Below are 21524 nucleotides of genomic sequence, written 5' to 3'. Positions count from 1 at the left end.
TGATTGAGAAATTGCTCTTTTTATTGTTTCAAGTTTCTTTTTAACAATACGCGACTTAAAAGCATTTATATTTAGATAAATGAAGATAAAAAAAGAGGCTTTCACCTCTTTTCAAAATCTCAATATTTACCCCTGTTCAGGATTGGTCAATTCCGTCATCGGCCAGCGCGGTGTCGTCGTTACCGATAACCCATCGTGTTGACCCGCTTTTAAACGCTGATAACCAGCAAAAGCAATCATGGCACCGTTATCAGTACATAATGCAGGTTCTGCATAGTAAACCGTCGCTTTAATTTTCGCTAAATCGGCTTCTAAACGCTCACGCAAACGTGAGTTGGCACTGACACCACCTGCAATCACCAAACGCTTTAAACCCGTTTGCTTCAAAGCTTTAACCGATTTTTTCACCAAAGTATCTACCAAAGCTTCTTGAAAAGAGGCAGCAATGTCTGCTTCTCGGCCTTGACCTTCCACTTTTTTTAACTGATTTGAAACCGATGTTTTTAAACCACTAAAAGAGAAATCTAAACCTTGATGTAACATTGGACGTGGAAAATCAAAAGCAGTTGCACTACCTTGTAAGGCTAATTTAGCAATATTTGGCCCACCTGGATAAGCCAAGCCCATCATTTTTGCAACTTTATCAAAAGCCTCACCTGCCGCATCATCTATCGACTCGCCAAGCAGTTCATATTGACCAATACCATGCGCTGCCATGAGCTGGGTATGTCCACCCGAGACCAATAAAGCGACAAATGGGAATTCTGGTGGTGTTTTAGATAACAAAGGGGCAAGCATGTGCCCTTCCATGTGATGTACACCAATAGCAGGTTTATTTAAAGCAAAAGCCAAAGTCCGCCCAAACAATGCACCCGTCATCAACGCACCCATTAAACCCGGGCCACGCGTATACGCAATCGCATCAATCTGTGATTTTTGAATATTACTTTCTTCAAGCAGTTGATTAATTAAAGGCACAAGCTTACGAACATGGTCACGGGAGGCCAGTTCAGGCACCACGCCACCATATTCTGCATGTAGTTTAATCTGACTATAAAGTACTTGTCCTCTTAAGCCGACTTCACTGTCATAAAGTGCTAAACCTGTTTCATCACAGGAAGTTTCCAAGCCAAGAACGATCATTAAACTACCTATTGCCTGTATCTAAATTTTGCCAAAGCTATTATAGACTTGTGGTATGAGATGTAAATGAGTAAAATACTGTCCTTCACTTGCGATCTTGGGCAATCCAGCCTAGATCTTATCCATAACTTAATGAGGATTCTTCATGCCACAAGTTAAATTGAAAGAAGGCGAACCAGTAGACGTAGCTATCCGTCGTTTCAAACGTTCATGCGAAAAAGCGGGTGTTTTAGCTGATGTTCGTAAACGCGAATTCTATGAAAAACCAACTCAAGAACGTAAACGCAAAAAAGCTGCTGCAGTTAAACGCTACCAAAAGAAATTGGCGCGTGAATCTGTACGTACTACTCGCCTTTACTAAAATTAATTTGTGACTAATTAACTGCTTGGATAAAATATGACGACTTTAAAAACCCAAATTACTGATGCATTGAAAATTTCTATGCGTGCCAAAGATATGGCAACAGTAATGGTTCTACGTGGTCTACAAGCAGCAATTAAGCAAATTGAAATCGATGAACGCGTAGAGCTTGATGATAGTCGAGTTCTTGCGGTCATTGAAAAGCAAATCAAACAACGTAAAGAATCGATTAAAGCCTTCGAAGGTGCTAATCGACAAGACTTAGCTAGTAAGGAACAAGCCGAAGTTGAGATTATCTCTCAATTTCTACCAGCAGCTATGACTGAGGAAGAACTTGATTCAATCATTGCGCAAACTATTCTTGCGCAAGAAGCTACTAGCATGAAAGATATGGGTAAGGTGATGAATTCTCTACGTCCGATCATAGCCGGGCGTGCCGATCCTGCACAGGTTTCTGCAAAAATTAAAGCAAAACTTGCATAATCCCAGCCATTCATCTTTATAATTTTTGTTTGATTTGGACTATTTAATCCTAAAATAATTGATTAAATAGCCCAGATTTTTCCATTCTATATTTTTATTCAAATGTTTTGCAAAACCCTGCTTTATTTCAAATAACTAATCATTTAATAATTATTTCAAATCACACTGAATATTATATTGCTTTAAAATTTGCATCTCTGGCGATGCCATGACTTTATTTATTACATCCAGCTTTGTTAGAGACGTATAAGAAAGTGGTAAATATTCTCTATTCTGATCAGTCGTTTTATACATATCGTCAACATACTGTTTAACAATTCCACAAAATTGCGTTTGTTGCTGTGGATTAAATTGCTTAAGTTGCGGACTTAAACTCTTCAAAAAAATTTTCATATCTGTATTATATTGCGCAGAAATTTTTTCAATATCACGAACATAGCGCTCAGGCACATTAGCTGAAAATGCTTGAGCAGAACCCAACATTACAACTAAAGCCATTATAAATTTTTTCATATAATGTAAAAAGTTTTATCTATAAATTTATGAATAAGATTATCTTTTTCCAAGAAAAATAGATAGTTAATTTTTATTTCCCAATAATCTTATTGCTTAATCATGAGTAATATTGACAGCCAAATTTTAAATTTTCAACAATTTTAAAATATTGCATATAAGTTATTTTTGTTATAGATTTTTCTCGATTATCATTTTTAATTTCAGTACCAATTAAACGCTCTCCAATTACTTAATTCACTCTTATTTCAAATTGCAGGCCATACCGTTCATTCATTTGGTTGAATAAAGCATTTAACTCATCAGATATCTCCCCCCACTTCTTGTGTAAAATTATTGATGGATTTAAGCCTAACATCAATATAAATAAGAATATCTTCATGATTCATCGCTCAATCAAATTTATATTTTTAATTTACGCTCATCCTGCATTGTTTTTAAACGTGCATCAACTTTAGCAGTCATCGCATTATTGCCTTTTGCTAAACGTTGAGCATGTAATAATGATTTAATTGCATTTTCCTCATCACCAGACCAATATTGAGCTTCAGCACGATTTCGAAGCACATTTATAGTTCGCATCGGATTTTCTTTTTCTAAATTTGCAGCTTGTTGTAATAACAACCAGCCTGAAACATCACGATTATTTTTATTAATAAAGCGGTTAACCATTTTTTCAGCATCTTTTGGTTTGTTCTGACGAATATAAATTTCAACTAATTTATATGCCAGTGCTCTATTTTCAGGCATTGTTCTTTGTTTATTAATTATAGATTGATATGCATCATCAACTTTATTTTGGCCTAAATAAATATCTGCTTGAATCAAACTCACTAAATTATGCTCGTTATTCATCTGCTTTGCATAATCAAGCTGTTGCTGTGCTTGAACAAAATCGCCCTGTCTTAAATAAAATGCACTTAAAGCGACTAAACCAGCATATTTTTTTTGCTGAGCCAGTATTTTTAATTGCTGTTCATTGGCTTGATCTGAAATAACACTGGTATACCATTTAATAATTTCAAATTCTTGCTGATTATTACTCAAAGGTACATGCGGAAATTGATTAGCTCTTAATCTCGCTTCGCTCATGCGTTCCGTGGTTAATGGATGAGTTAACCAAAAATCGGGCAAAAAACTGAGCCGACTGGTTGCACGATTCATAGTTTCAAAAAAATCTGCCATACTTTCAGGGTTATAACCTGAGCTATACATAAACTGCATCCCAATACGATCTGCTTCACGCTCTTGATTCCGGCTATAACTCAACTGACGATCTAGCAATGCTGCTTGGGTACCGAGCATCATTGCACCACCCAATTCACCATCGGCCTTAGAAGCAAGTACTGCTCCTACAACAATGCCTGCAAGTGCCAATAAACCCTGCCCTTTAAATGCTTCTTGTGAACGACTGTAATGCCGTTGAGCTACGTGCGCAATCTCATGTGCCATCACTCCCGCCACTTCATCCATACTTTTTGACGAAGTCACCATACCGCTATTTAGTGCGAATAAACCGCCTGGTACAGCAAAAGCATTGATCTGAGGATCTTTAACCACAATAAGACCAATCGGTTGCCCAAGCTGAGTCTGACTCAGAATCCGCGTGAAAACCAACATAAACTGATCTTCTAACCATGGATCTTGAATCGTCGAAAACTGATGATGGACTTCACGAAAAACTTTTTCTCCAATCATTTTTTCTTTTTGTTGATCAATTAAACCAACTCCACCGCCTATTTCAGGTACGTCAAACTGTGGCACTTTAACCGAACTAAAATCATCCGCAGAACTTATGACTGCACTCAAACTTAGACCCAAGGCAAGTAAAGTTTTTTTCAAAGCATGAACTCAAAAGTATTCGACCAATCAACTATAACATTGAATTTTGAACACATTTGCAATGAAGTGTTATGTTGTTTTAACTAAACTGTGGATTTACCAAATAACGGGGTGTTCTCCCTTCCAACACATCAACCAAATTCCGATATGCAAGTTCAGCCATTTGTTGACGTGTTTCAGCCGTTGCTGAGCCTATATGTGGCAAAGTCACAACATTATTTAAATCAAATAACTCAGAAACTTGTAATGGCTCTTTCTTATAAACATCCAAACCTGCTGCAAAAATTTGATTATTTTTTAATGTATCAATTAACGCCTGCTCATTGATTACCGAACCACGAGCAATATTGACAAAAACTGCATGCTTTTGCATTTGTGCAAACTCTTCTACACCAATCAACTCTTTAGAGTCATCATTTAAATCGACTGCAACCACCACAAAATCAGACTGTTGTAACAGCTCATTTAAACTTCGATACTGTGCACTTAAAGCTTGAGCCAACTCTAATTTTTCATGTCGATTATGATACAAAATATTCATATTAAAACCGTGAAAACCACGTCGTGCAATTGCAGTACCAATATTTCCTAAACCAATAATACCGAGCGTTTTTCCAAAAATACCTTGACCAAATTGCGCTTCGCCAACCGTCCGTTTCCACTCACCTTGCTTAGTCCATTGATCTAATGCAGGTACTTGGCGGGCAGCACTCATCAACAAAGTAAAAGCCAAATCTGCCGTAGTCTCAGTGAGTACATGTGGTGTATGCGCAAGCCAAATATGATGTGAATTAAGATAATTCACATCATAATTATCATAACCAACACTCACAGATGAAATTATTTTTAGTTGTTTAGCCGCTGACAAATTAGATGCATTTAACAGTCGACCTGCACCAATCATGCCATCCGCATCTTGTACAGCAGTTTGAATTTGCGTATTTACATCACCCAACTTAGGACTAATCTGCACCACTTCATATTGAGCTTGTAAGCGACTTAATATTTCCGAATCAATTTGACTAAATACCACAACTTTTTTACGCATGACAGATCCATTTAACTCTATTATTTTAATAACTTAAATTTAATACCCTAATTTTGCATAAATTGCCATAATCGTTTTTTTAATATGGGTTGATCTAGCATGTCTTGTAAACTCGCTAATGCTATGATTTTTTGATTATGCCAATGCGGAATTTCACCCAGACCCAGTACTTGTTTATCTTGCGTTAAAGCATCCAAAAAACCTTGTATATATAGATATGCGCCACGAGCATCTTGAAATTGCAGTAAAGGAAATGGCCATTTCAATTCCGCATATGTGCCTATTTTAGCTGTCCGTATATTGCGCCATAGTTGTAATTGCTCAGCACTGAGCTGTGTTGCATTAATCACCAACACACAATGCTCTAAGCAATAGGCCTGCAATTCAAATGCATCAATTTTTAATAATGTAGAAAGCTCTATATCATTTTTTAATTCTTTGGCAGTTTCTTTAATATTTTGTAATGGCCGAATGGTATTTGAAGGCTGTGAATTCTCATCTACACGTAGTATAGTCACGTCAGCTTGCCGCATGACCTGTTGATCCGGCATTGTGGCGAGTGGTATTGCTGCTTGAAAATTAATTTCAGGCACAACTACAACAGGTAAAGCTTCAGGCATTACAACATCGCGGTATAAGGTATTCTGATAGCTTCTAGCTTGCACACCACTCTTCGGCATCCAAATATCAATACCTAAAGCAGCCAAAACACTCCGCTGATGTTCAACCCTATTTACATTCATCGCCATCTAGTCATCATTTCTCTGAGCAGCATTTTAACGAATTTTTAAAGTATTTACTGTGTTTTATACTAATGAAAAAATGACATCAGCAAATATTTATAGCTATAAAGATTCACATCAAACAATCATAATGCTATTTTTCTTTTGCATCAGCTCAATCATCTCATTGGTTTCAAAACCTAAGCGCCAATACAACAACTCCAAAACATCCAATTCATCCTGAGTAATGATTCGATCATTCCATAAGCAAATTTCAGCAACACCTAAAATACTTAACCGATCTCTGAGTAATAGCCCCGCAATATCATTGACAATTTCACCCAAATCAATCGGCTCATCAGAAATTTCCTCAAATAACTCCAACTCTTCTTTATTTAATACGCGCTCTAAAATTTGATAGCGTACATCTAGTTGATTTGCACTATTAATTTGTTGTACATGTAACAATGCATCAATCAACCGAACAATTTGCGGCTTTACAATTTCTAATGATGATGGTGTGTGCATGGGTAAAAGATTTAACTCAAATTTTACTCGCTCAATCAATAACGCATCCAAAAGCCCAATTTCACCATCTTCTTGAATAATTTTAGCCAGTTTAGTAATAAATTGACGTGCGCTCGTCGCAGGCATATTGCCTAAATTTGCACATGCATCATGAAAAATTTGAATATGAATACGACCATCTAAATGCAGCAATGAGTCCACAATCGCTCGACTGACTTCAGCACCAGAGGGAATAAACTCGCGATATTGACGAATCATAAGAATCGCAACCATCACCTCACGCGAACCCGTTGCTGTTTGCATAGCACGCTGAATCAGCTCTGGACGTTCTGAATGCTGTCTAACTTCTGGATTAAGCGGTTTGATTGCATCATTTAAAGCAAAACTAATCGGTGACAAACGTAGCAAAGGCAATGGTTGTGGAGAAACCCACGGATTATAAACCTCAGCATTAATCTCCTCTAATGGACGTAGCAAACTAAATAACGGCTGACTTTTTAATTTTTTTAAATTTTCTAACTGTAAATCTTGTAAAAGTGTTGGATTAAGTTCATAAATACGATCTTCAATGCTTGGATGGATGTTCAACCAACTTTGTGGGCTAAGTGAATTTGCAAAACACATATGTGCAATCGCTTCGGAATACTCACTATGAATTTGTGAACCGGCATGATGTACATAAATTCTTAATAACGTTTGAATATTGGCATTATTTAGCAATAGACGTTTAGTCTTATGATCATTATAAAAAGTACGCCCACCCAAGGTAAAATATTTAATTAAGCGAGTAATCAGAATCCCCATACTTCCAATTAACCAAATTACCCCACCGACTGCGACAAAACTGGTTTCAAACTTATGTCGCGTCTCTCTATAGCGATTAAATCCCTGCTTTGCAATTTTACTGCCCCACTGGCTAAATGTGGTTAAGCCACTATACAAAATTTTTAAGCGCGTATTTTCATTCGCCTCGCCCGATAAAATTTGATTAAACTCATGCCCCAATAAACCATAAAGTTCAAGCTCATCAAGATTCTGTAATGCACCCCATGTTAAAATAATAACAGTATCTTTAGGATGATAACCTGCCGTCAGCGCATTAACCCCCACTTCATCGGGCAAAACATACACTGCTGGTAAATCTATACCAAAACTGACTGCAAGTTTATCCGTCAATCTTAAAGCGATGCTTTCTTCTGGTGTGCTTTCAACAAGACTTAAACGTCTTGCATTGAGTTGCTTCGCCAGTGAATGACCACCTGAACGAAAAACATAAAATTCATAGGCAATAGAGCCGCCCATGACCAAAAGTAATAGACAAACCAAATAAGGGCTTAAAAAATTCCAGAAAATGGATTGAGTAGGATCAAGGTAATAAACCAATAAACCCAAAATAGCATTTAAAATAAAAATGGTTAAAATAACCGCAAGCAAACAAATACTTGCAGACCACAGCATATTTTTGTTTTTAATGAAATAATAACTGACTTCTTTCAATGTAAAATTCCCCATTACATTGCTTCTGGCGCATGATCATTCATCCCATGATGTGAAAAAAAAATACAAGAATGAATGTTCCAGCAGACCCATTTATCTTAAATTAAAAAAGCGGGAAATACCCGCTTTTTTAATTGTTTATTCAAACTACAATTACATTTCTTTGATACCGCTTAAATCGACTGAAGCAGCATCAATATTGACATCAATATAACCGTCTTTCTGTTTCTTAGCAGAATCATTTCGATTTTGCTCCAGTTTATCCAGATAAGCATCATCAATGTCGCCAGTTACGTATTGACCATCAAATACTGAACAATCAAATTCAGTTACAGCTGGTACTTTACTGGTGCGTACAGCATCTTTTAAATCTTCCAAATTTTGGAAAATTAAACGGTCTGCACCAATGATTTTCTCAATTTCTTCCACACTACGGTTAGAAGCAATCAATTCATCTTTAACTGGCATATCAATACCATACACGTTTGGATATTTCACCATAGGTGCAGCAGATGCGAAATAAACTTTTTTGGCACCAGCATCACGCGCCATTTGAATAATTTCATTACAGGTGGTGCCGCGAACAATTGAATCATCGACCAATAAAACGTTTTTATCTTTGAATTCAAGCTCAACAGGATTGAGCTTTTGACGCACAGATTTTTCACGCTGTTGTTGACCAGGCATAATAAAGGTACGTCCGATATAACGGTTTTTCATAAAACCTTCGCGGAACTTCACCCCTAAAATACTGGCCAACTCTACTGCCGAAGTACGACTGGTATCTGGAATTGGAATGACCACATCGACATCATGGTCTTCACCCCATTCACGTAAAATACTATACGCTAATTTTTCACCCATTTTTAAACGGGCTTTATAAACAGAAATACCATCAATCGTTGCATCTGGACGTGCAAAATACACATATTCAAAAATACATGGACGATATTGCGGATTTTCTGCACATTGTTGCGCAAATAATTCGCCTTTAGCGTTAATAAAAACCGCTTCTCCAGGCTCAATATCGCGCTCAACTTTAAATCCCAATGCCGTAATTGCAACAGATTCAGACGCAATAATATATTCTTTCTCACCAGATTCAGTTAAACGTGAACCATAGATCAGTGGACGAATACCATTTGGATCGCGGAATCCCACAATTCCGTGTCCTGTGATCATTGCAACCACACCGTAAGCACCTTTACAACGCTCATGGACACGCTTTACGGTATGAAAAATATCTGCTGGCGTAGGCTCAAGTGATGCTGACTTTTGTAGCTCATGCGCAAAGACATTTAACAAAACTTCTGAGTCTGAATCAGTATTCATATGACGTAAGTCAGTTTTGAATAAATCATCATGAATTTCAGCAGCATTGGTTAAATTACCATTATGCGCCAATGTAATCCCATACGGAGAGTTTACATAAAAAGGTTGCGCTTCAGCACTGCTCGACGAACCCGCTGTAGGATAACGCACGTGGCCAATACCATAGTTACCTAATAATGCACGCATGTGACGTGTATGAAATACATCACGGACCATACCATTGTCTTTTCTTAAAAAAAGACGACCATTATGGCAAGTCACGATCCCAGCTGCATCTTGTCCACGATGTTGTAACATCGTTAACGCATCAAATAACATTTGGTTAACAGGCGCTTTACCGGCTATACCAACGACTCCACACATAACTACCTCGCAGACTAGCTAGGATTAATAAAAAGGGTTTTTGGTAGAATGAGAAGACTGTTCTTTATTAACAGAATCAGTTTCTTTATCTACATGTTTAGATTCAAGAGGATCTTCGGATTTCATTTCACTCAATGCATGATTGGCTGCATCTTTGGAAAGTTCCGTTGCTAATGGTGCAAAAGGCAATAAAACTTGTATGAGCTTGGATTGTTTCCAATGCGGTGAACTCTCCACCCAAGGGCTTAACCCTTGCATTGTCACCAAAACAATCATTAGACCTTTCAGGGTTCCAAAGGCACCACCCGCTAAGCGGTTTAAAGGGCCTAGCTTTAGTGTCTTTAAAAGACCATTTAAAAAAGCCGTAACAAGCCAAGTGAGAACAATAATAATTAAGACAATAAATGCAAAAGCAGCAATTTTTTGCACCACAGGATCTTGACTGAGTGATGACATTAAAGGTGCGATAATATTGGCATATTTTGCGCCGACAATCAGTGCAAAAATCCAGCCTACCAAGTTCGCAAAGGCCTTAACGAATCCTTGTCGCAAACCGTTCAGCCCTCCAATAAGCAATATAATCAGTAAGATAATATCTATGGTATTCATGATCAAATCATAGCATGCACACAATCTTTAATCAGGCTTGGGCCTGTATAAATCATGCCGCTATAAATCTGTACCAAACTTGCACCTGCTTGCTGCTTAGCGACAGCTTGCTCACCCGTTAAAATTCCACCAACACCAATTAAAGGAATTTGATCTTTGAGTAACTTAGAAAATTCAGCTAAACATGCTGTACTTTTTTCAAAAACTGGCGCGCCAGATAAACCACCAGCTTCATCACCAAATGGTAGCCCTTCGACTCCTTCACGAGACAAAGTAGTATTGGTCACAATCAAACCATCAATTTTAAATTCAAGCAATTGCGATGCAATAAATTCAATATCTGATTGCGTTAAATCTGGGGCAACTTTCAGTACTAAAGGCACATAATGCTGATGTTCTTCAGCCAATTCCAATTGACGTTTTTTCAGTGTTTCCAGTAATTCTGTTAACGCATCACCACTTTGTAAACTACGTAAATTTTTAGTATTTGGAGAGGAGATATTTACAGTGATGTATGACGCGTAATTATAAACTTTTTCAAGGCAAATTAAATAATCAGCAACGGCATCTTCTACCGCAGTATCTGCATTTTTACCAATATTAATGCCTAAAATGCCTTTGAATTTCGCAGCTTTGACGTTTTCTATCAATTGATCTACGCCGTCATTATTAAAACCCATACGATTAATAATCGCTTTGGCTTGTGGAATACGGAATAAACGCGGTTTAGGATTCCCCGCTTGGGGACGAGGTGTAATGGTACCAATCTCAATAAAGCCAAAACCTAAACCGGCTAAAGCATCAATATAAGCACCATTCTTATCCAATCCCGCGGCTAAGCCCACAGGATTTGGAAACTCAATACCCATACACGTGATCGGTTTTGCTGCCACAACTTGACGCATTACACCCATTTTATGGGAAGATTTAAGTAATGATAATGTCAGTTCATGTGCACGCTCTGGTGCCAAAGAAAACAACAAAGGGCGAGCAAGTGAATACAACATATCTATAAAAGTCTACAGCTTTTTAAGTTGCCTTATTATAGGCACAGCCCCATTAAAACACCATGCCTGACCAATGTTTATTTTACTGGCTATTGTACTGTCGCTGTTAATTTAATCTGACTATCCACCTTGATCAGTTCTAACTTTTCAACACTCAGCCCTATTTGCGCCAATTGAGTTAAAAAATTTGCCAGAATAGCGTAATTTTCATGCTGAGCAACAATCTGCATTTGCTCCCCCACTTGTTGCGATGCAACAGATAAACCTTGCTGTTGAGCAACTCGCTGAATTTTTTCAAATGACGTCAGTGCCAAATTATCAGCTGGCTTCATCGTCACCACATTACTCTGCATCCAAATAACAAGGTCTTTCAATTCATTAACCCGCTGTTGTTGTTTTTCTGCTGCTGCATGCATATACCATAATGCCGAACCCAGCAGAGCAACCACAACAAATACACTCGTAAAAATTACGAGCATACGTTCGCGCATTGACATTTTTTCTAAATTTTCAGAAATACGCTCTAACCAGAGATCCAGACTATTTCGTATAGTTAGTATTTTTTTCATTATTGTATTTTCACCAAACCAACCACAGATGTACCTTGCGTTTGCACATTCCCTAATTCAGCTTTAAATCCCTGCTGATTTAGTTGCTGCACCAAAGTATTCAGACCTTCAGTCGATTTTGCGACCAAATCCATATTTAAAATAGCCGTGTCATAATTAATCCGATTCGCCACAATTTGATGTTGCATCAAAATTGGCCCGACCCGACTCAACAATTGCAATGCTTGAGTATTGGCATTTCGACTTGCTCTTAAATTCCCTTCAAAAGAACTCCGAAGATTTTGCTCTGTCACACGCCCAGCATTACCAAACCACGATTTGTATTGATCAATGGCAAGAATCGCAGTTTGGTCTGCGAGTTTCTTAAGTTTCACCCAGCGCAAAGCATCATAACTAAACTGCGTAACCAGCAAGGCGAATACTAAAACAGCACATGCTTTCCAATAACCAGAGACTGTAGACTGCTCTTGTTTCGCTTTAGGTAAAACATTGTAAGGGTGACTCTTAGGTTTAAGAATTTCAATAAATTGGTAATTAAAACTCTCACGAATATCCGACGTACTCACTGCAAATAAGCTTTCTGCTTGCTCATTAGTTAAATTACTATATTTATAGCTAGTAACTTTTTGAGCGAATTCCAAATACAAAGCCAAATCATCAATAGAATTCCCTAAGAATTCATTTTCCCGTACCAATAGACGCCCATTAACATTAGCCAATATGATTTCATTTTCCGCCGGCACTGGTAGAATTAAAAAATCAGGCAATAAAGCAATGACTTTAACGGGAATCAGAGCAAGAGAATGCTGTAATGTCAGCACGGTATTCTGTGCAACACCCAAGATTGAGACTTGATCTGGTTGCTGAAAATGCGAAAAAACCCTCATCTGATCAATGGGCTGAATCACATATTCTTCGAGTAAATATTTAATCCCATCCACGCCCAATTGCTTATATTGAGCTTTATTCAAATTCTGCTGAATAATTTGCACATCACGACTCGGAAAGAAAACGACTGCTTCTTCACTTTTTTCTAATTTAATCTCTTGTAGCAACTGCTCCAGACTCTGCGTCTGATTCCAGCTTCCCCCACGAGACCATTGCCAAACCCCATTGGCCTCAGGCATCCATAAGTACAACATTTATCGTTTTCTGCCGTTTAATTAATTTTATATAAAATTCTATACTGTCGGAACAAAGGCTTTACGTTGTGTTGATAAACCATTGGCAATAACTGTCTGCTCATAAATTCGAGCTTCTGCTAAAGCAAAAGGATTGAAATGATCATGCGTTAGTTGCTCTGCAATATGTGCAACCACATTCATATGACACACCACCACAATTCTCTCAAATGGAAGTTGTGACAGCCACTCTATCGCAGCTTTCGCATCATCATCTGGCTTGATATTATCACAAATTAAAACAGGCACATCGTTAAAATATATCTGAATATGCGCCAAAGTTTCTTGTGCCCGCAACAACGGACTCACCACAAAAATATCAGGCGTATCTTGGTCATTTAAAAACGTCGCGGTTTGTGCTGCCTGTAAATGACCTCGTTGTGTTAAAGGTCGTTTATCATCATTACCATTCACAGGAGGAACAGCTTCTCCATGTCGAACTAAAGTCAGTTGCATCTACAATCCCTTTTCTGCTTAAAACCCAGTATATCCAAAATTTATGACATTTCGATCAAATGATCTCTTTTTTGATAACCTGGTGAAAATTTTACCTTTAGCACCACTTTTATGAATCATCATCAGACTTCGTTATGTGGAAGCACAAATTCCACATCACTGCGATGCCCATTTTTCATCAGTGATACTGCAATATTTAATGCGGGTGCACCTTCAAAAATCACTTCGTATAATGCTGCAGTAATTGGCATATAAACATCCAACTCTTTCGCTCGCGCATTCACTTGTACAATAGTGTTAATCCCCTCAGCAGTCTGACCGAGTTCTTTAGTCGCCTGCTCTAACGTTTTTCCAGAACCTAAAGCAAAACCTATTTGATAATTTCGACTCAGTGGGCTATTACAAGTAGCGAATAAATCCCCCACACCTGATAAACCCAAGAATGTTAACGGATTTGCCCCTAACTTGACTGCAAAACGACTCATTTCAGCTAAGGCACGCGTTAAAATCATACTCTTGGTATTTTCACCCACTTTATAAGCGGCCGCCATCCCCATAGCTACAGCATAAATATTTTTTAATGCTCCACCTAGCTCAACACCATGCACATCATCACTGCCAAATACGCGGAATAATGCACTATGTAAAGCCTGTTGCACGGCATAGCGAACCAATTCTGAATTACTGGCAATCACCGTACCTGCTGGCATTCCCGCCATAATTTCTTTCGCAAGATTTGGCCCAGAAAGCACACCATAAGAGACCTCAGGCAATTCTTCACGAATAATATCGCTCATAAAGCTAAAGGTTTTTGCTTCAACCCCCTTAGTGAGTGAAACAATAGCTTGAGCACTAATAAAAGGTTTAATCTGACGCAATACATCTCGAAATGAATGGCTTGGAATTGCTACAAGAATAATATCTCGATCACTTACCGCTTTTTCTAGGTTTGATTCTGCACGTAAAGAAGTTTCGAGCGTGTAATCAGGCAAATAACGCTGATTGATATGTGTTGTATTAATCTCCGCTGCAATCAATTCATCCCGAATCCAAATGATCGTATCACAACCATTCCGAGCAGCTGTATTCGCCATAGCTGTCCCGAAACTTCCCCCACCTAATATGGTCACACGTAAAGCCGTTTTTTGATCAACAACTACAGGCGCTATCAGATCTGTAAATTTCAATTCCGACATTATTTTTATCCCAAATCACTTAATTTACTTTTTAATTCAATACAACTTTACAATGAATCACTTTGCCAAACACTGACATAGGCTTGAGTATCTATTACAGCACGAGGGGCAATCGCTTTAACTGCAGTCCCCACATAGATAATACCTGCAATTAAATCATGTTGATTTAATCCTAAAGCTTTTTTTAAAAACCCAGATTCTACAACAGCACCACTACGCCACATGGTCGAAAAACCCTGTGCTTGTAGAGATAATAAAAAGTTTTGAATCGCTGCCCCCGAACTCAAAGTTTGTTCAAAATAGGGAACTTTCGGATGGTCTTGAAATCGAGTCACCGCCAAAACCAATAAGGGTGCACGAAATGGATGCTGCTTAACACGCTCTATTTGTACTGAATCCATTTCATTTAAATCAGCAACTGCTTGCGCCAACAATTCACCAAATGCAGCACGCTGCTCACCTGAAACCACAATAAAATGTGTAGGCTTTAAACGATGATGATCAGGTGCAGTCAGTGCGGCTTGAAAAGCCAACTCTAACTGTTCTACATTAGGTGCAGGCTCAACCAAATGTCCAATCGATTGACGCTGATGAATATTGTCATGAACAACTTGCAATGTTGAATCTATCATGGACTTTTAATCTATTAGAAACCGATATTGAGCAAGCTTAGCATAATCTTAAAAAAATGCCTCATATGGACTGGGCTTTGCACCAGTGAAATACTTTAAAATCACAGCAATATAGAAAATTGCTTCAATTTCTATACAACTTTCCCTCAACTTTTACATCATGCTATGTTGCAATAGCATGAATCGTATTTAATTTATTTTGGGGATTAGTAATGAAAAATATCTTAGCAATCAGCTTTACCGTGATAACAGCTCTCAGCTTAACAGCATGTGCTACAACACCTAAGCAAAGTTTAGCAATTCAAAAAGACAATAATCAATACGAAGTCACCGGCCTAGGGAAAAGTCAGATTATTGCCAAAAACAATGCCATTGCCGCAGCAAATAATGCTTGTGGTAAAAAAGCTGCCCCGATACTCATTAATGAGAAGACTGAATATAGCGGTGCATTAAAAGGCGTTGTCGACGAACAGACTGGACAATTAATTACAGCTGCAGCCAATATTTTAGGTTCTGTACTTGGCAAAAGTACAGCAATTGAAAAAGATACCGACTATCAAACCACATTGACGTTTAGTTGTAAGACTGCAAGTTAATATAATTGTAATGCTGATAAAAAATACCCTCTGTAAAAGAGGGTGTTTTTTATCAGCAAAAGGAATTAACAATAACCTTCCATGCGTGTCAATGGTAATTTTTGTCCAATCGCTTTTTCAATTTCAGGCAGGTAAAAAGCATCATCTTCAGATAAGAAACTAATACTTACACCTTGTGAACCAGCTCGACCAGTACGCCCGATACGATGAACATAATCGTCAGACTGCTCAGGTAAAGTAAAATTAATCACATGTGAAACACCATCAACATGGATACCGCGGCCTGCGACATCCGTAGCAATCATGATGTTATGTTGACCATTTTTAAATTGATCTAGCATTTTCAAACGCTTATCTTGTGAAATTTCACCCGACAACATGACCACCTTATAACCATCTCTTTTCAAATGATCATACAGCTTACGCACTTGGTCACGACGATTGGCAAAGATCATAACTTTTTCAATCGGCTCATCACGCAAGATCTCTTGTAAAAGCTTATATTTATCTTGCTTTGCAACCATATAAACCCGTTGCTCAACATCAGCATTGGTTTTCTTTTCAGGCTCAATTTCAACCGTTACAGGCTCGCATAACCATTGCTGTGCCAAATTCAACACATCATAACTAAAGGTTGCAGAGAACATCAGCGTTTGACGTTGTTCTTTACGAGGTGAATAACGCACAATCCGTTTTACAGATGGGATAAAACCCATATCCAGTAAACGATCGGCCTCATCAATCACTAAAAATTCAATTTGATCTAACCAAACTTCTTTCTGCTCAGTAAAATCAATTAAGCGTCCTGGTGTGGCCACCAAAATATCAACAAAACCCTTATCAAGTTGCTTTCGCTGCTTATCGAAATCCACACCACCAACCAAAGCCACCACATTAAGATTGGAAAATTTAGTTAAGTCTTTGGCATCATTTTCAATTTGAATCGCAAGTTCACGTGTCGGTGCTAGAATTAGCGCACGCGGCTCACCACGAAATCTCTGCTCTTTAATTGGATTGTTGAGTAAGTCATTAATAATACTAATTAAAAATGCAGCCGTTTTGCCTGTACCTGTTTGCGCACGACCAATTGCATCATGACCAGCCAAAGTATATTTTAAAACTTTTTGCTGAATTGGGGTCATCTCTGTAAACCCTAAAGCATCAATCGCTTGACTTAATTGCGGATGTAAATTCAAGCTTTGGAAACCAGATGCCATAAATGCGTGCTCTAACTTAATAATAAAAAACGTGCTTATTATAAACAAAATACCCAATAAAATATTGTGATATTATGAATATAAAAATCAAATAAAATCATAAGTTTAAATTAACAAAGAACTCAATCAGATCAAAACTCTAACATCTTGACTTATAACTTAAATTTATGATGATCTTGATTATAGCCCTAATTGATTTTTTTATCATTATTTAATCCACAGAGCTTGCTTAGCCGCATGAAAAATCAATATTGCTATTTATTATGATTATAAGTGATAACGTGAATAGAAGTCCTAGCTTGGAACAGCTTATAAGTTTTATTCTGTGGTTTATCATATTGTTAAAAACGAAACGCCCTAATATATATTAGGGCGCTCCTTTATTCAGTTCGAAAACCAAATATTAGTCTAAAGGCTGAACTTCTTCAGCTTGAAAACCTTTTTGACCTTGAACAACACTGAATTCAACGCGTTGGCCGTCACGAAGTGAACGGTGACCATCACCTTGAATTGCGCGGAAATGAACAAATACATCATCTCCACCACTACGTTGAATAAAGCCAAAACCTTTAGTATCGTTGAACCATTTAACAACGCCTTGTTCGCGAGCTGTCATAAGTTAATCCTCAGTATGATGAAAAAAGGACCACCCGGTGTTGCAAACAGCAGAGCAAACAAAGTTTAAAATATTTTTGTATTTCAAAGTTTGTAATCATTCTATAAAACTATTAACAAAATCCCGGTTACATCCATTAATAATCAGTATTCTAAACAAAAAACTTTTGCTGTGAATCCTAATTACGCAAAGAGCTTAACATGGGTTTATGACAATTAATAGAATTTTTTTAGATAATTAGCGATAAAAGTGTGAATATAAATTACGCAGTTTTATTGCTATAAAAATTCAAGCATTTTTGCTGCAATTATTTTATAAAATCTTTTTGGAACAATAAACTAAGTTTGATAAGATAGGCTTCCTCAATTATCCTAAACCATAAATAGGAAATGACTAAACCAATTTGTATTGATGCGATGGGGAAACCCTGCCCTATGCCATTATTAATGTTAAAACGTGAATTAAAAAAGGCACAGCCTCATCAGGCCTTTATATTAAAAGCATCAGATCCTCATAGTGAAATAGACTTATTGCGATACTGTCAAATGCATCAAATTAAGTGTCAATTCATTAAAGTATCTGAACTTGAATTTCATTACTTAATTGAATCTTAATTATTTTAATTGATTTTTTGATTGCATCTTTGTATAAAAAATTACATTTCTATACCCAAATTTCCTTACTTATGGATGTTATTCGAATTAAGATGAATACATTGCTCATACAACGAAATTCCGATAAGGAGAACTCATGAGTGACAGCAGCAAGCAATTGATGCCCCTGTCCTTATCTGCGCCAGGCGTAAATCTTGGGGCGTATATTAGCACCGTAAATCAGATTCCTATTTTGACAGCTGAACAAGAAAAAGAGTTGGCTGATCGTTATTATTATGATCAAGATTTAGATGCTGCAAAAATGTTAGTGATGTCTCATTTACGTTTTGTAGTCCATATTGCGCGCAGTTATGCAGGTTATGGCCTACCTCAAGGTGACCTGATTCAGGAAGGCAACCTCGGCTTAATGAAAGCCGTTAAACGATTTGATCCCAACATGGGGGTTAGATTGGTGTCTTTTGCTGTGCATTGGATTAAAGCCGAAATTCATGAATATGTGATCCGTAACTGGCGTATTGTGAAAATTGCGACCACCAAAGCACAACGTAAATTATTCTTTAATTTACGTAGCTTAAAGAAATCAAGTAAGAAACTTACACTAGCAGAAGCCCAATCCATTGCGAATGACCTGAATGTGACCGCAGAACAAGTCTTGGAAATGGAGGGTCGTTTAACAGCATATGATGCTGCTTTTGAAGCTCAAGGTGATGATGACGATGAAGGTTCAACCCATGTTGCACCTGCACTGTATCTAGAAGATACTCGTTATGATCCAGCTCGATTAGTTGAAGAGGAGGATTACGAACAACAAAGTACTTCTGCACTTCACGAAGCAATGGATCAACTCGATGATCGCTCTCGCAATATCTTGCAACGTCGTTGGTTAGATGATGATAAATCTACCTTACATGAACTTGCAGCTGAATATAATGTTTCTGCTGAGCGTATTCGCCAGTTAGAAAAAAATGCGATGGAAAAAATTAAAGTCGCAATGTCCTCCAACTAGTTAATAACACCTCGTTAACTATTTAAAATATGCTGCCTTATTACTAACTAATAAGGCAGCATTTTAATATGCCATATTATTTTTTTATATTTTACCGCTGTTTTAGCTAGATAAAATGGGTGGTTTTGGTCTTTTTTCAATCCTTAAAACTATGTTAAGGTTATGCCCATATTTATTCAGGCGTATCCTGCTTATGTGGATTGCAATCGCAGCTCTCAATTTAGCATTGGCTGTTATTTTAGGCGCATTTGGTGCACATGGTCTAAAAACCTATGCCAGTACAGAACAACTCGCTTGGTGGCATACAGCAACTGAATATTTTTTCTATCATGCCTTAGGACTGTTGGCCTTGGGAATCCTTGCAAAAGTTGCCCCTCAACTTCCGATTAAAATAAGTTTTAGCTTATTTCAACTCGGCATTATTATATTTTGTGGTTCATTATACTTAATGAGCCTTGGCGCTCCTCGAATATTCGGCGCCATTACGCCTATTGGTGGAACTTTAATGATTCTAGGCTGGTTAGTTCTCGCTTGGAATGCTTTTAAATACTCAAAATAATGGGTCATACACGGAATGTCTATGCAAATCTATCTCAATGGCGAGCAGCAAGAAACCACTTGCCTCAATTTATTGCAATTAATTCAGCAATTGGCCTTAGATGGCAAACGATTTGCAGTGGAAAAAAATGAAATAATTATTTCCAAAAGCAAACTCGAAAATACACCTCTTTCTGAACACGATCGTATTGAAATTATTCACGCTGTCGGTGGCGGCTAATTCGGAGCTCTCCTATGCAAGACACCCCTCTTATTATTGGTTCACGTACTTTTAAATCGCGTTTATTGGTTGGAACAGGTAAGTATAAAGATTTAAATGAAACCGATTTAGCGATTCAAGCCAGTGCTGCTGAAATTGTGACTGTTGCTATTCGTCGTGTAAATATTGGGCAACATCCGGATCAACCCAATTTACTCTCGGTTATTTCTCCTGAAAAATATACCATTCTCCCTAATACTGCAGGTTGTTTTGATGCAGATAGCGCCATTCGCACTTGTATGCTTGCACGTGAACTTTTAGATGGCCACAACTTGGTCAAACTTGAAGTACTCGGTGATGAAAAAACACTTTACCCCAATGTCATAGATACCTTAAAAGCTGCTCGTACGCTAGTTGAAGATGGCTTTGAAGTGATGGTTTACACTTCAGATGATCCAATTGTTGCACAAGAATTAGAAAGCATGGGCTGTGTGGCCATTATGCCTTTAGGCAGCTTAATTGGTTCAGGTCTTGGAATTTTAAACCCACATACACTGTCTATTATTAAAGAGAATGCCAAAGTTCCAATATTGGTTGATGCGGGTGTCGGTACTGCAAGTGACGCTGCGATTGCAATGGAGCTAGGCTGTGATGGCGTACTGATGAATACCGCCATTGCAGCTGCGAAACACCCAATTTTAATGGCATCTGCGATGAAAAAAGCAGTTGAAGCGGGACGTGAAGCTTATCTAGCGGGTCGTATGCCACGTAAACGTACGGCACATGCAAGTTCACCAGAAACAGGCTATTTCTTTAAATAATCATTCGATTTAAATCATATTTAACGTTAATAAGCCAAAATAAAGCCAACAATAATGTTGGCTTTATTTTTAATATTTGAAAATACAGTTTAAATGCGTCTCAAATACCCTTCTCTAAAATTCGAATCTTGATATCCAAAACTTTATCTTTAACTGCTTCTTTGTGAGCTAACATATGTGTAGTTTGCATATGTTCTTCTAGATGCTGAATGGTTTCCCATTTTTCATACATCACAATAGAATATGGAACTTTGGTTTGCATCTGACTATCGATTTGACTATCCACATAAAGCTCATAGCCATGACAACCTTGTTCTTTTCGAACAATACCCATAACCCTATTAAACGACGCTAAAACTATTTTAAAGTCCTGCTCCGATGGCATTAAAATTTCCGCAATAACAGTGAACATCGT

25 protein-coding genes are annotated in these 21524 nt (G+C 37.7%); 8 read left to right on the top strand and 17 right to left on the bottom strand.

All coding sequences use genetic code 11. From position 1 onward, the window contains the following. Positions 1 to 126 precede the first annotated feature (126 nt). Positions 127 to 1143 (bottom strand): tRNA (adenosine(37)-N6)-threonylcarbamoyltransferase complex transferase subunit TsaD, encoded by a 1017-nt coding sequence (gene tsaD / locus B9T28_RS07410; RefSeq protein ID WP_086203356.1) that lies wholly within the window; start codon positions 1141 to 1143, stop codon positions 127 to 129. A gap of 145 nt (positions 1144 to 1288) precedes the next feature. On the opposite strand from tsaD, the gene rpsU reads away from it, so the two are divergent. After that, positions 1289 to 1504 carry a 30S ribosomal protein S21 gene (rpsU, locus tag B9T28_RS07405; RefSeq protein ID WP_001136722.1) on the top strand — a complete coding sequence of 72 codons (216 nt, stop codon included), beginning with the start codon at positions 1289 to 1291 and terminating at the stop codon, positions 1502 to 1504. A gap of 36 nt (positions 1505 to 1540) precedes the next feature. Continuing rightward, positions 1541 to 1987 (top strand): GatB/YqeY domain-containing protein, encoded by a 447-nt coding sequence (locus tag B9T28_RS07400; RefSeq protein WP_086203355.1) that lies wholly within the window; start codon positions 1541 to 1543, stop codon positions 1985 to 1987. A 150-nt stretch (positions 1988 to 2137) separates the two neighbouring features. On the opposite strand, the gene B9T28_RS07395 is transcribed toward B9T28_RS07400, so the two are convergent. The 13 genes from B9T28_RS07395 to B9T28_RS07335 all read right to left on the bottom strand — a co-directional run bounded on the left by B9T28_RS07395 (position 2138) and on the right by B9T28_RS07335 (position 15482). Then, positions 2138 to 2500 (bottom strand): hypothetical protein, encoded by a 363-nt coding sequence (locus tag B9T28_RS07395; RefSeq protein WP_086203354.1) that lies wholly within the window; start codon positions 2498 to 2500, stop codon positions 2138 to 2140. A 402-nt stretch (positions 2501 to 2902) separates the two neighbouring features. Next, the gene (locus B9T28_RS07390) at positions 2903 to 4342 is read right to left on the bottom strand and encodes a M48 family metalloprotease (RefSeq protein ID WP_086203353.1); all 1440 of its coding nucleotides are present in this window, start codon (positions 4340 to 4342) and stop codon (positions 2903 to 2905) included. Between the two features lie 79 nt (positions 4343 to 4421). Continuing rightward, entirely contained in the window at positions 4422 to 5390 is a 969-nt protein-coding gene (locus B9T28_RS07385; protein WP_086203352.1) for a 2-hydroxyacid dehydrogenase, read from the bottom strand. A gap of 47 nt (positions 5391 to 5437) precedes the next feature. Then, positions 5438 to 6139: a hypothetical protein gene (locus B9T28_RS07380; protein WP_086203351.1), complete on the bottom strand. Its 702-nt coding sequence runs from the start codon at positions 6137 to 6139 to the stop codon at positions 5438 to 5440. A gap of 111 nt (positions 6140 to 6250) precedes the next feature. Then, on the bottom strand, positions 6251 to 8137 hold the full coding sequence (locus B9T28_RS07375; RefSeq protein ID WP_086203435.1) for a M48 family metalloprotease: 1887 nt from the start codon (positions 8135 to 8137) through the stop codon (positions 6251 to 6253). A 153-nt stretch (positions 8138 to 8290) separates the two neighbouring features. Next, positions 8291 to 9832: an amidophosphoribosyltransferase gene (gene purF / locus B9T28_RS07370; protein ID WP_086203350.1), complete on the bottom strand. Its 1542-nt coding sequence runs from the start codon at positions 9830 to 9832 to the stop codon at positions 8291 to 8293. Between the two features lie 24 nt (positions 9833 to 9856). Further along, complete coding sequence (locus tag B9T28_RS07365; RefSeq protein WP_086203349.1) at positions 9857 to 10441, bottom strand: CvpA family protein; 585 nt, start codon at positions 10439 to 10441, stop codon at positions 9857 to 9859. Between the two features lie 2 nt (positions 10442 to 10443). Continuing rightward, on the bottom strand, positions 10444 to 11448 hold the full coding sequence (locus B9T28_RS07360) for a quinone-dependent dihydroorotate dehydrogenase (protein ID WP_086203348.1): 1005 nt from the start codon (positions 11446 to 11448) through the stop codon (positions 10444 to 10446). Between the two features lie 89 nt (positions 11449 to 11537). Then, the gene (locus B9T28_RS07355; RefSeq protein ID WP_086203347.1) at positions 11538 to 12017 is read right to left on the bottom strand and encodes a type II secretion system protein M; all 480 of its coding nucleotides are present in this window, start codon (positions 12015 to 12017) and stop codon (positions 11538 to 11540) included. After that, complete coding sequence (gene gspL, locus B9T28_RS07350; protein WP_086203346.1) at positions 12017 to 13159, bottom strand: type II secretion system protein GspL; 1143 nt, start codon at positions 13157 to 13159, stop codon at positions 12017 to 12019. The genes B9T28_RS07355 and gspL overlap by 1 nt, the downstream gene beginning before the upstream one ends. Before the next feature lie 39 nt (positions 13160 to 13198). Continuing rightward, complete coding sequence (locus tag B9T28_RS07345) at positions 13199 to 13654, bottom strand: SixA phosphatase family protein (protein ID WP_086203345.1); 456 nt, start codon at positions 13652 to 13654, stop codon at positions 13199 to 13201. A gap of 122 nt (positions 13655 to 13776) precedes the next feature. Further along, the gene (locus tag B9T28_RS07340) at positions 13777 to 14850 is read right to left on the bottom strand and encodes an NAD(P)H-dependent glycerol-3-phosphate dehydrogenase (protein ID WP_086203344.1); all 1074 of its coding nucleotides are present in this window, start codon (positions 14848 to 14850) and stop codon (positions 13777 to 13779) included. A gap of 47 nt (positions 14851 to 14897) precedes the next feature. Then, complete coding sequence (locus B9T28_RS07335) at positions 14898 to 15482, bottom strand: nitroreductase family protein (RefSeq protein WP_086203343.1); 585 nt, start codon at positions 15480 to 15482, stop codon at positions 14898 to 14900. Between the two features lie 212 nt (positions 15483 to 15694). Here B9T28_RS07335 and B9T28_RS07330 point away from each other — a divergent pair, with 212 nt between their 5' ends. Further along, a complete protein-coding gene (locus B9T28_RS07330; protein WP_086203342.1) occupies positions 15695 to 16078 on the top strand; it encodes a hypothetical protein in 384 nt (127 codons plus the stop codon). Between the two features lie 65 nt (positions 16079 to 16143). Here the strand turns inward: B9T28_RS07330 and rhlB are convergent, their stop codons facing one another. Together rhlB and B9T28_RS07320 are read right to left on the bottom strand one after the other, a co-directional pair. Then, complete coding sequence (rhlB, locus tag B9T28_RS07325; RefSeq protein WP_086203341.1) at positions 16144 to 17295, bottom strand: ATP-dependent RNA helicase RhlB; 1152 nt, start codon at positions 17293 to 17295, stop codon at positions 16144 to 16146. 403 nt (positions 17296 to 17698) lie between these two features. Next, a complete protein-coding gene (locus B9T28_RS07320) occupies positions 17699 to 17911 on the bottom strand; it encodes a cold-shock protein (RefSeq protein ID WP_086203340.1) in 213 nt (70 codons plus the stop codon). Positions 17912 to 18300: 389 nt separating this feature from the next. On the opposite strand from B9T28_RS07320, the gene B9T28_RS07315 reads away from it, so the two are divergent. The 5 genes from B9T28_RS07315 to B9T28_RS07295 all read left to right on the top strand — a co-directional run bounded on the left by B9T28_RS07315 (position 18301) and on the right by B9T28_RS07295 (position 21109). Then, complete coding sequence (locus B9T28_RS07315) at positions 18301 to 18525, top strand: sulfurtransferase TusA family protein (RefSeq protein ID WP_086203339.1); 225 nt, start codon at positions 18301 to 18303, stop codon at positions 18523 to 18525. Positions 18526 to 18661: 136 nt separating this feature from the next. Further along, positions 18662 to 19531, top strand: a complete 870-nt coding sequence (gene rpoH / locus B9T28_RS07310; protein WP_086203338.1) for an RNA polymerase sigma factor RpoH — start codon at positions 18662 to 18664, stop codon at positions 19529 to 19531. A 193-nt stretch (positions 19532 to 19724) separates the two neighbouring features. Continuing rightward, the gene (locus tag B9T28_RS07305) at positions 19725 to 20090 is read left to right on the top strand and encodes a DUF423 domain-containing protein (protein ID WP_086203337.1); all 366 of its coding nucleotides are present in this window, start codon (positions 19725 to 19727) and stop codon (positions 20088 to 20090) included. A gap of 21 nt (positions 20091 to 20111) precedes the next feature. Continuing rightward, positions 20112 to 20309: a sulfur carrier protein ThiS gene (thiS, locus tag B9T28_RS07300; protein WP_086203336.1), complete on the top strand. Its 198-nt coding sequence runs from the start codon at positions 20112 to 20114 to the stop codon at positions 20307 to 20309. 14 nt (positions 20310 to 20323) lie between these two features. Continuing rightward, positions 20324 to 21109, top strand: a complete 786-nt coding sequence (locus B9T28_RS07295) for a thiazole synthase (protein WP_086203335.1) — start codon at positions 20324 to 20326, stop codon at positions 21107 to 21109. Positions 21110 to 21209: 100 nt separating this feature from the next. Here the strand turns inward: B9T28_RS07295 and B9T28_RS07290 are convergent, their stop codons facing one another. Then, positions 21210 to 21521 carry a putative quinol monooxygenase gene (locus B9T28_RS07290; RefSeq protein ID WP_086203334.1) on the bottom strand — a complete coding sequence of 104 codons (312 nt, stop codon included), beginning with the start codon at positions 21519 to 21521 and terminating at the stop codon, positions 21210 to 21212. Between the last annotated feature and the right edge of the window lie 3 nt (positions 21522 to 21524).

It is taken from the genome of Acinetobacter silvestris, assembly GCF_002135235.1.
In the GTDB taxonomy this organism is placed as follows: domain Bacteria; phylum Pseudomonadota; class Gammaproteobacteria; order Pseudomonadales; family Moraxellaceae; genus Acinetobacter; species Acinetobacter silvestris.
This window is presented reverse-complemented; position numbering and strand designations above follow the sequence as displayed.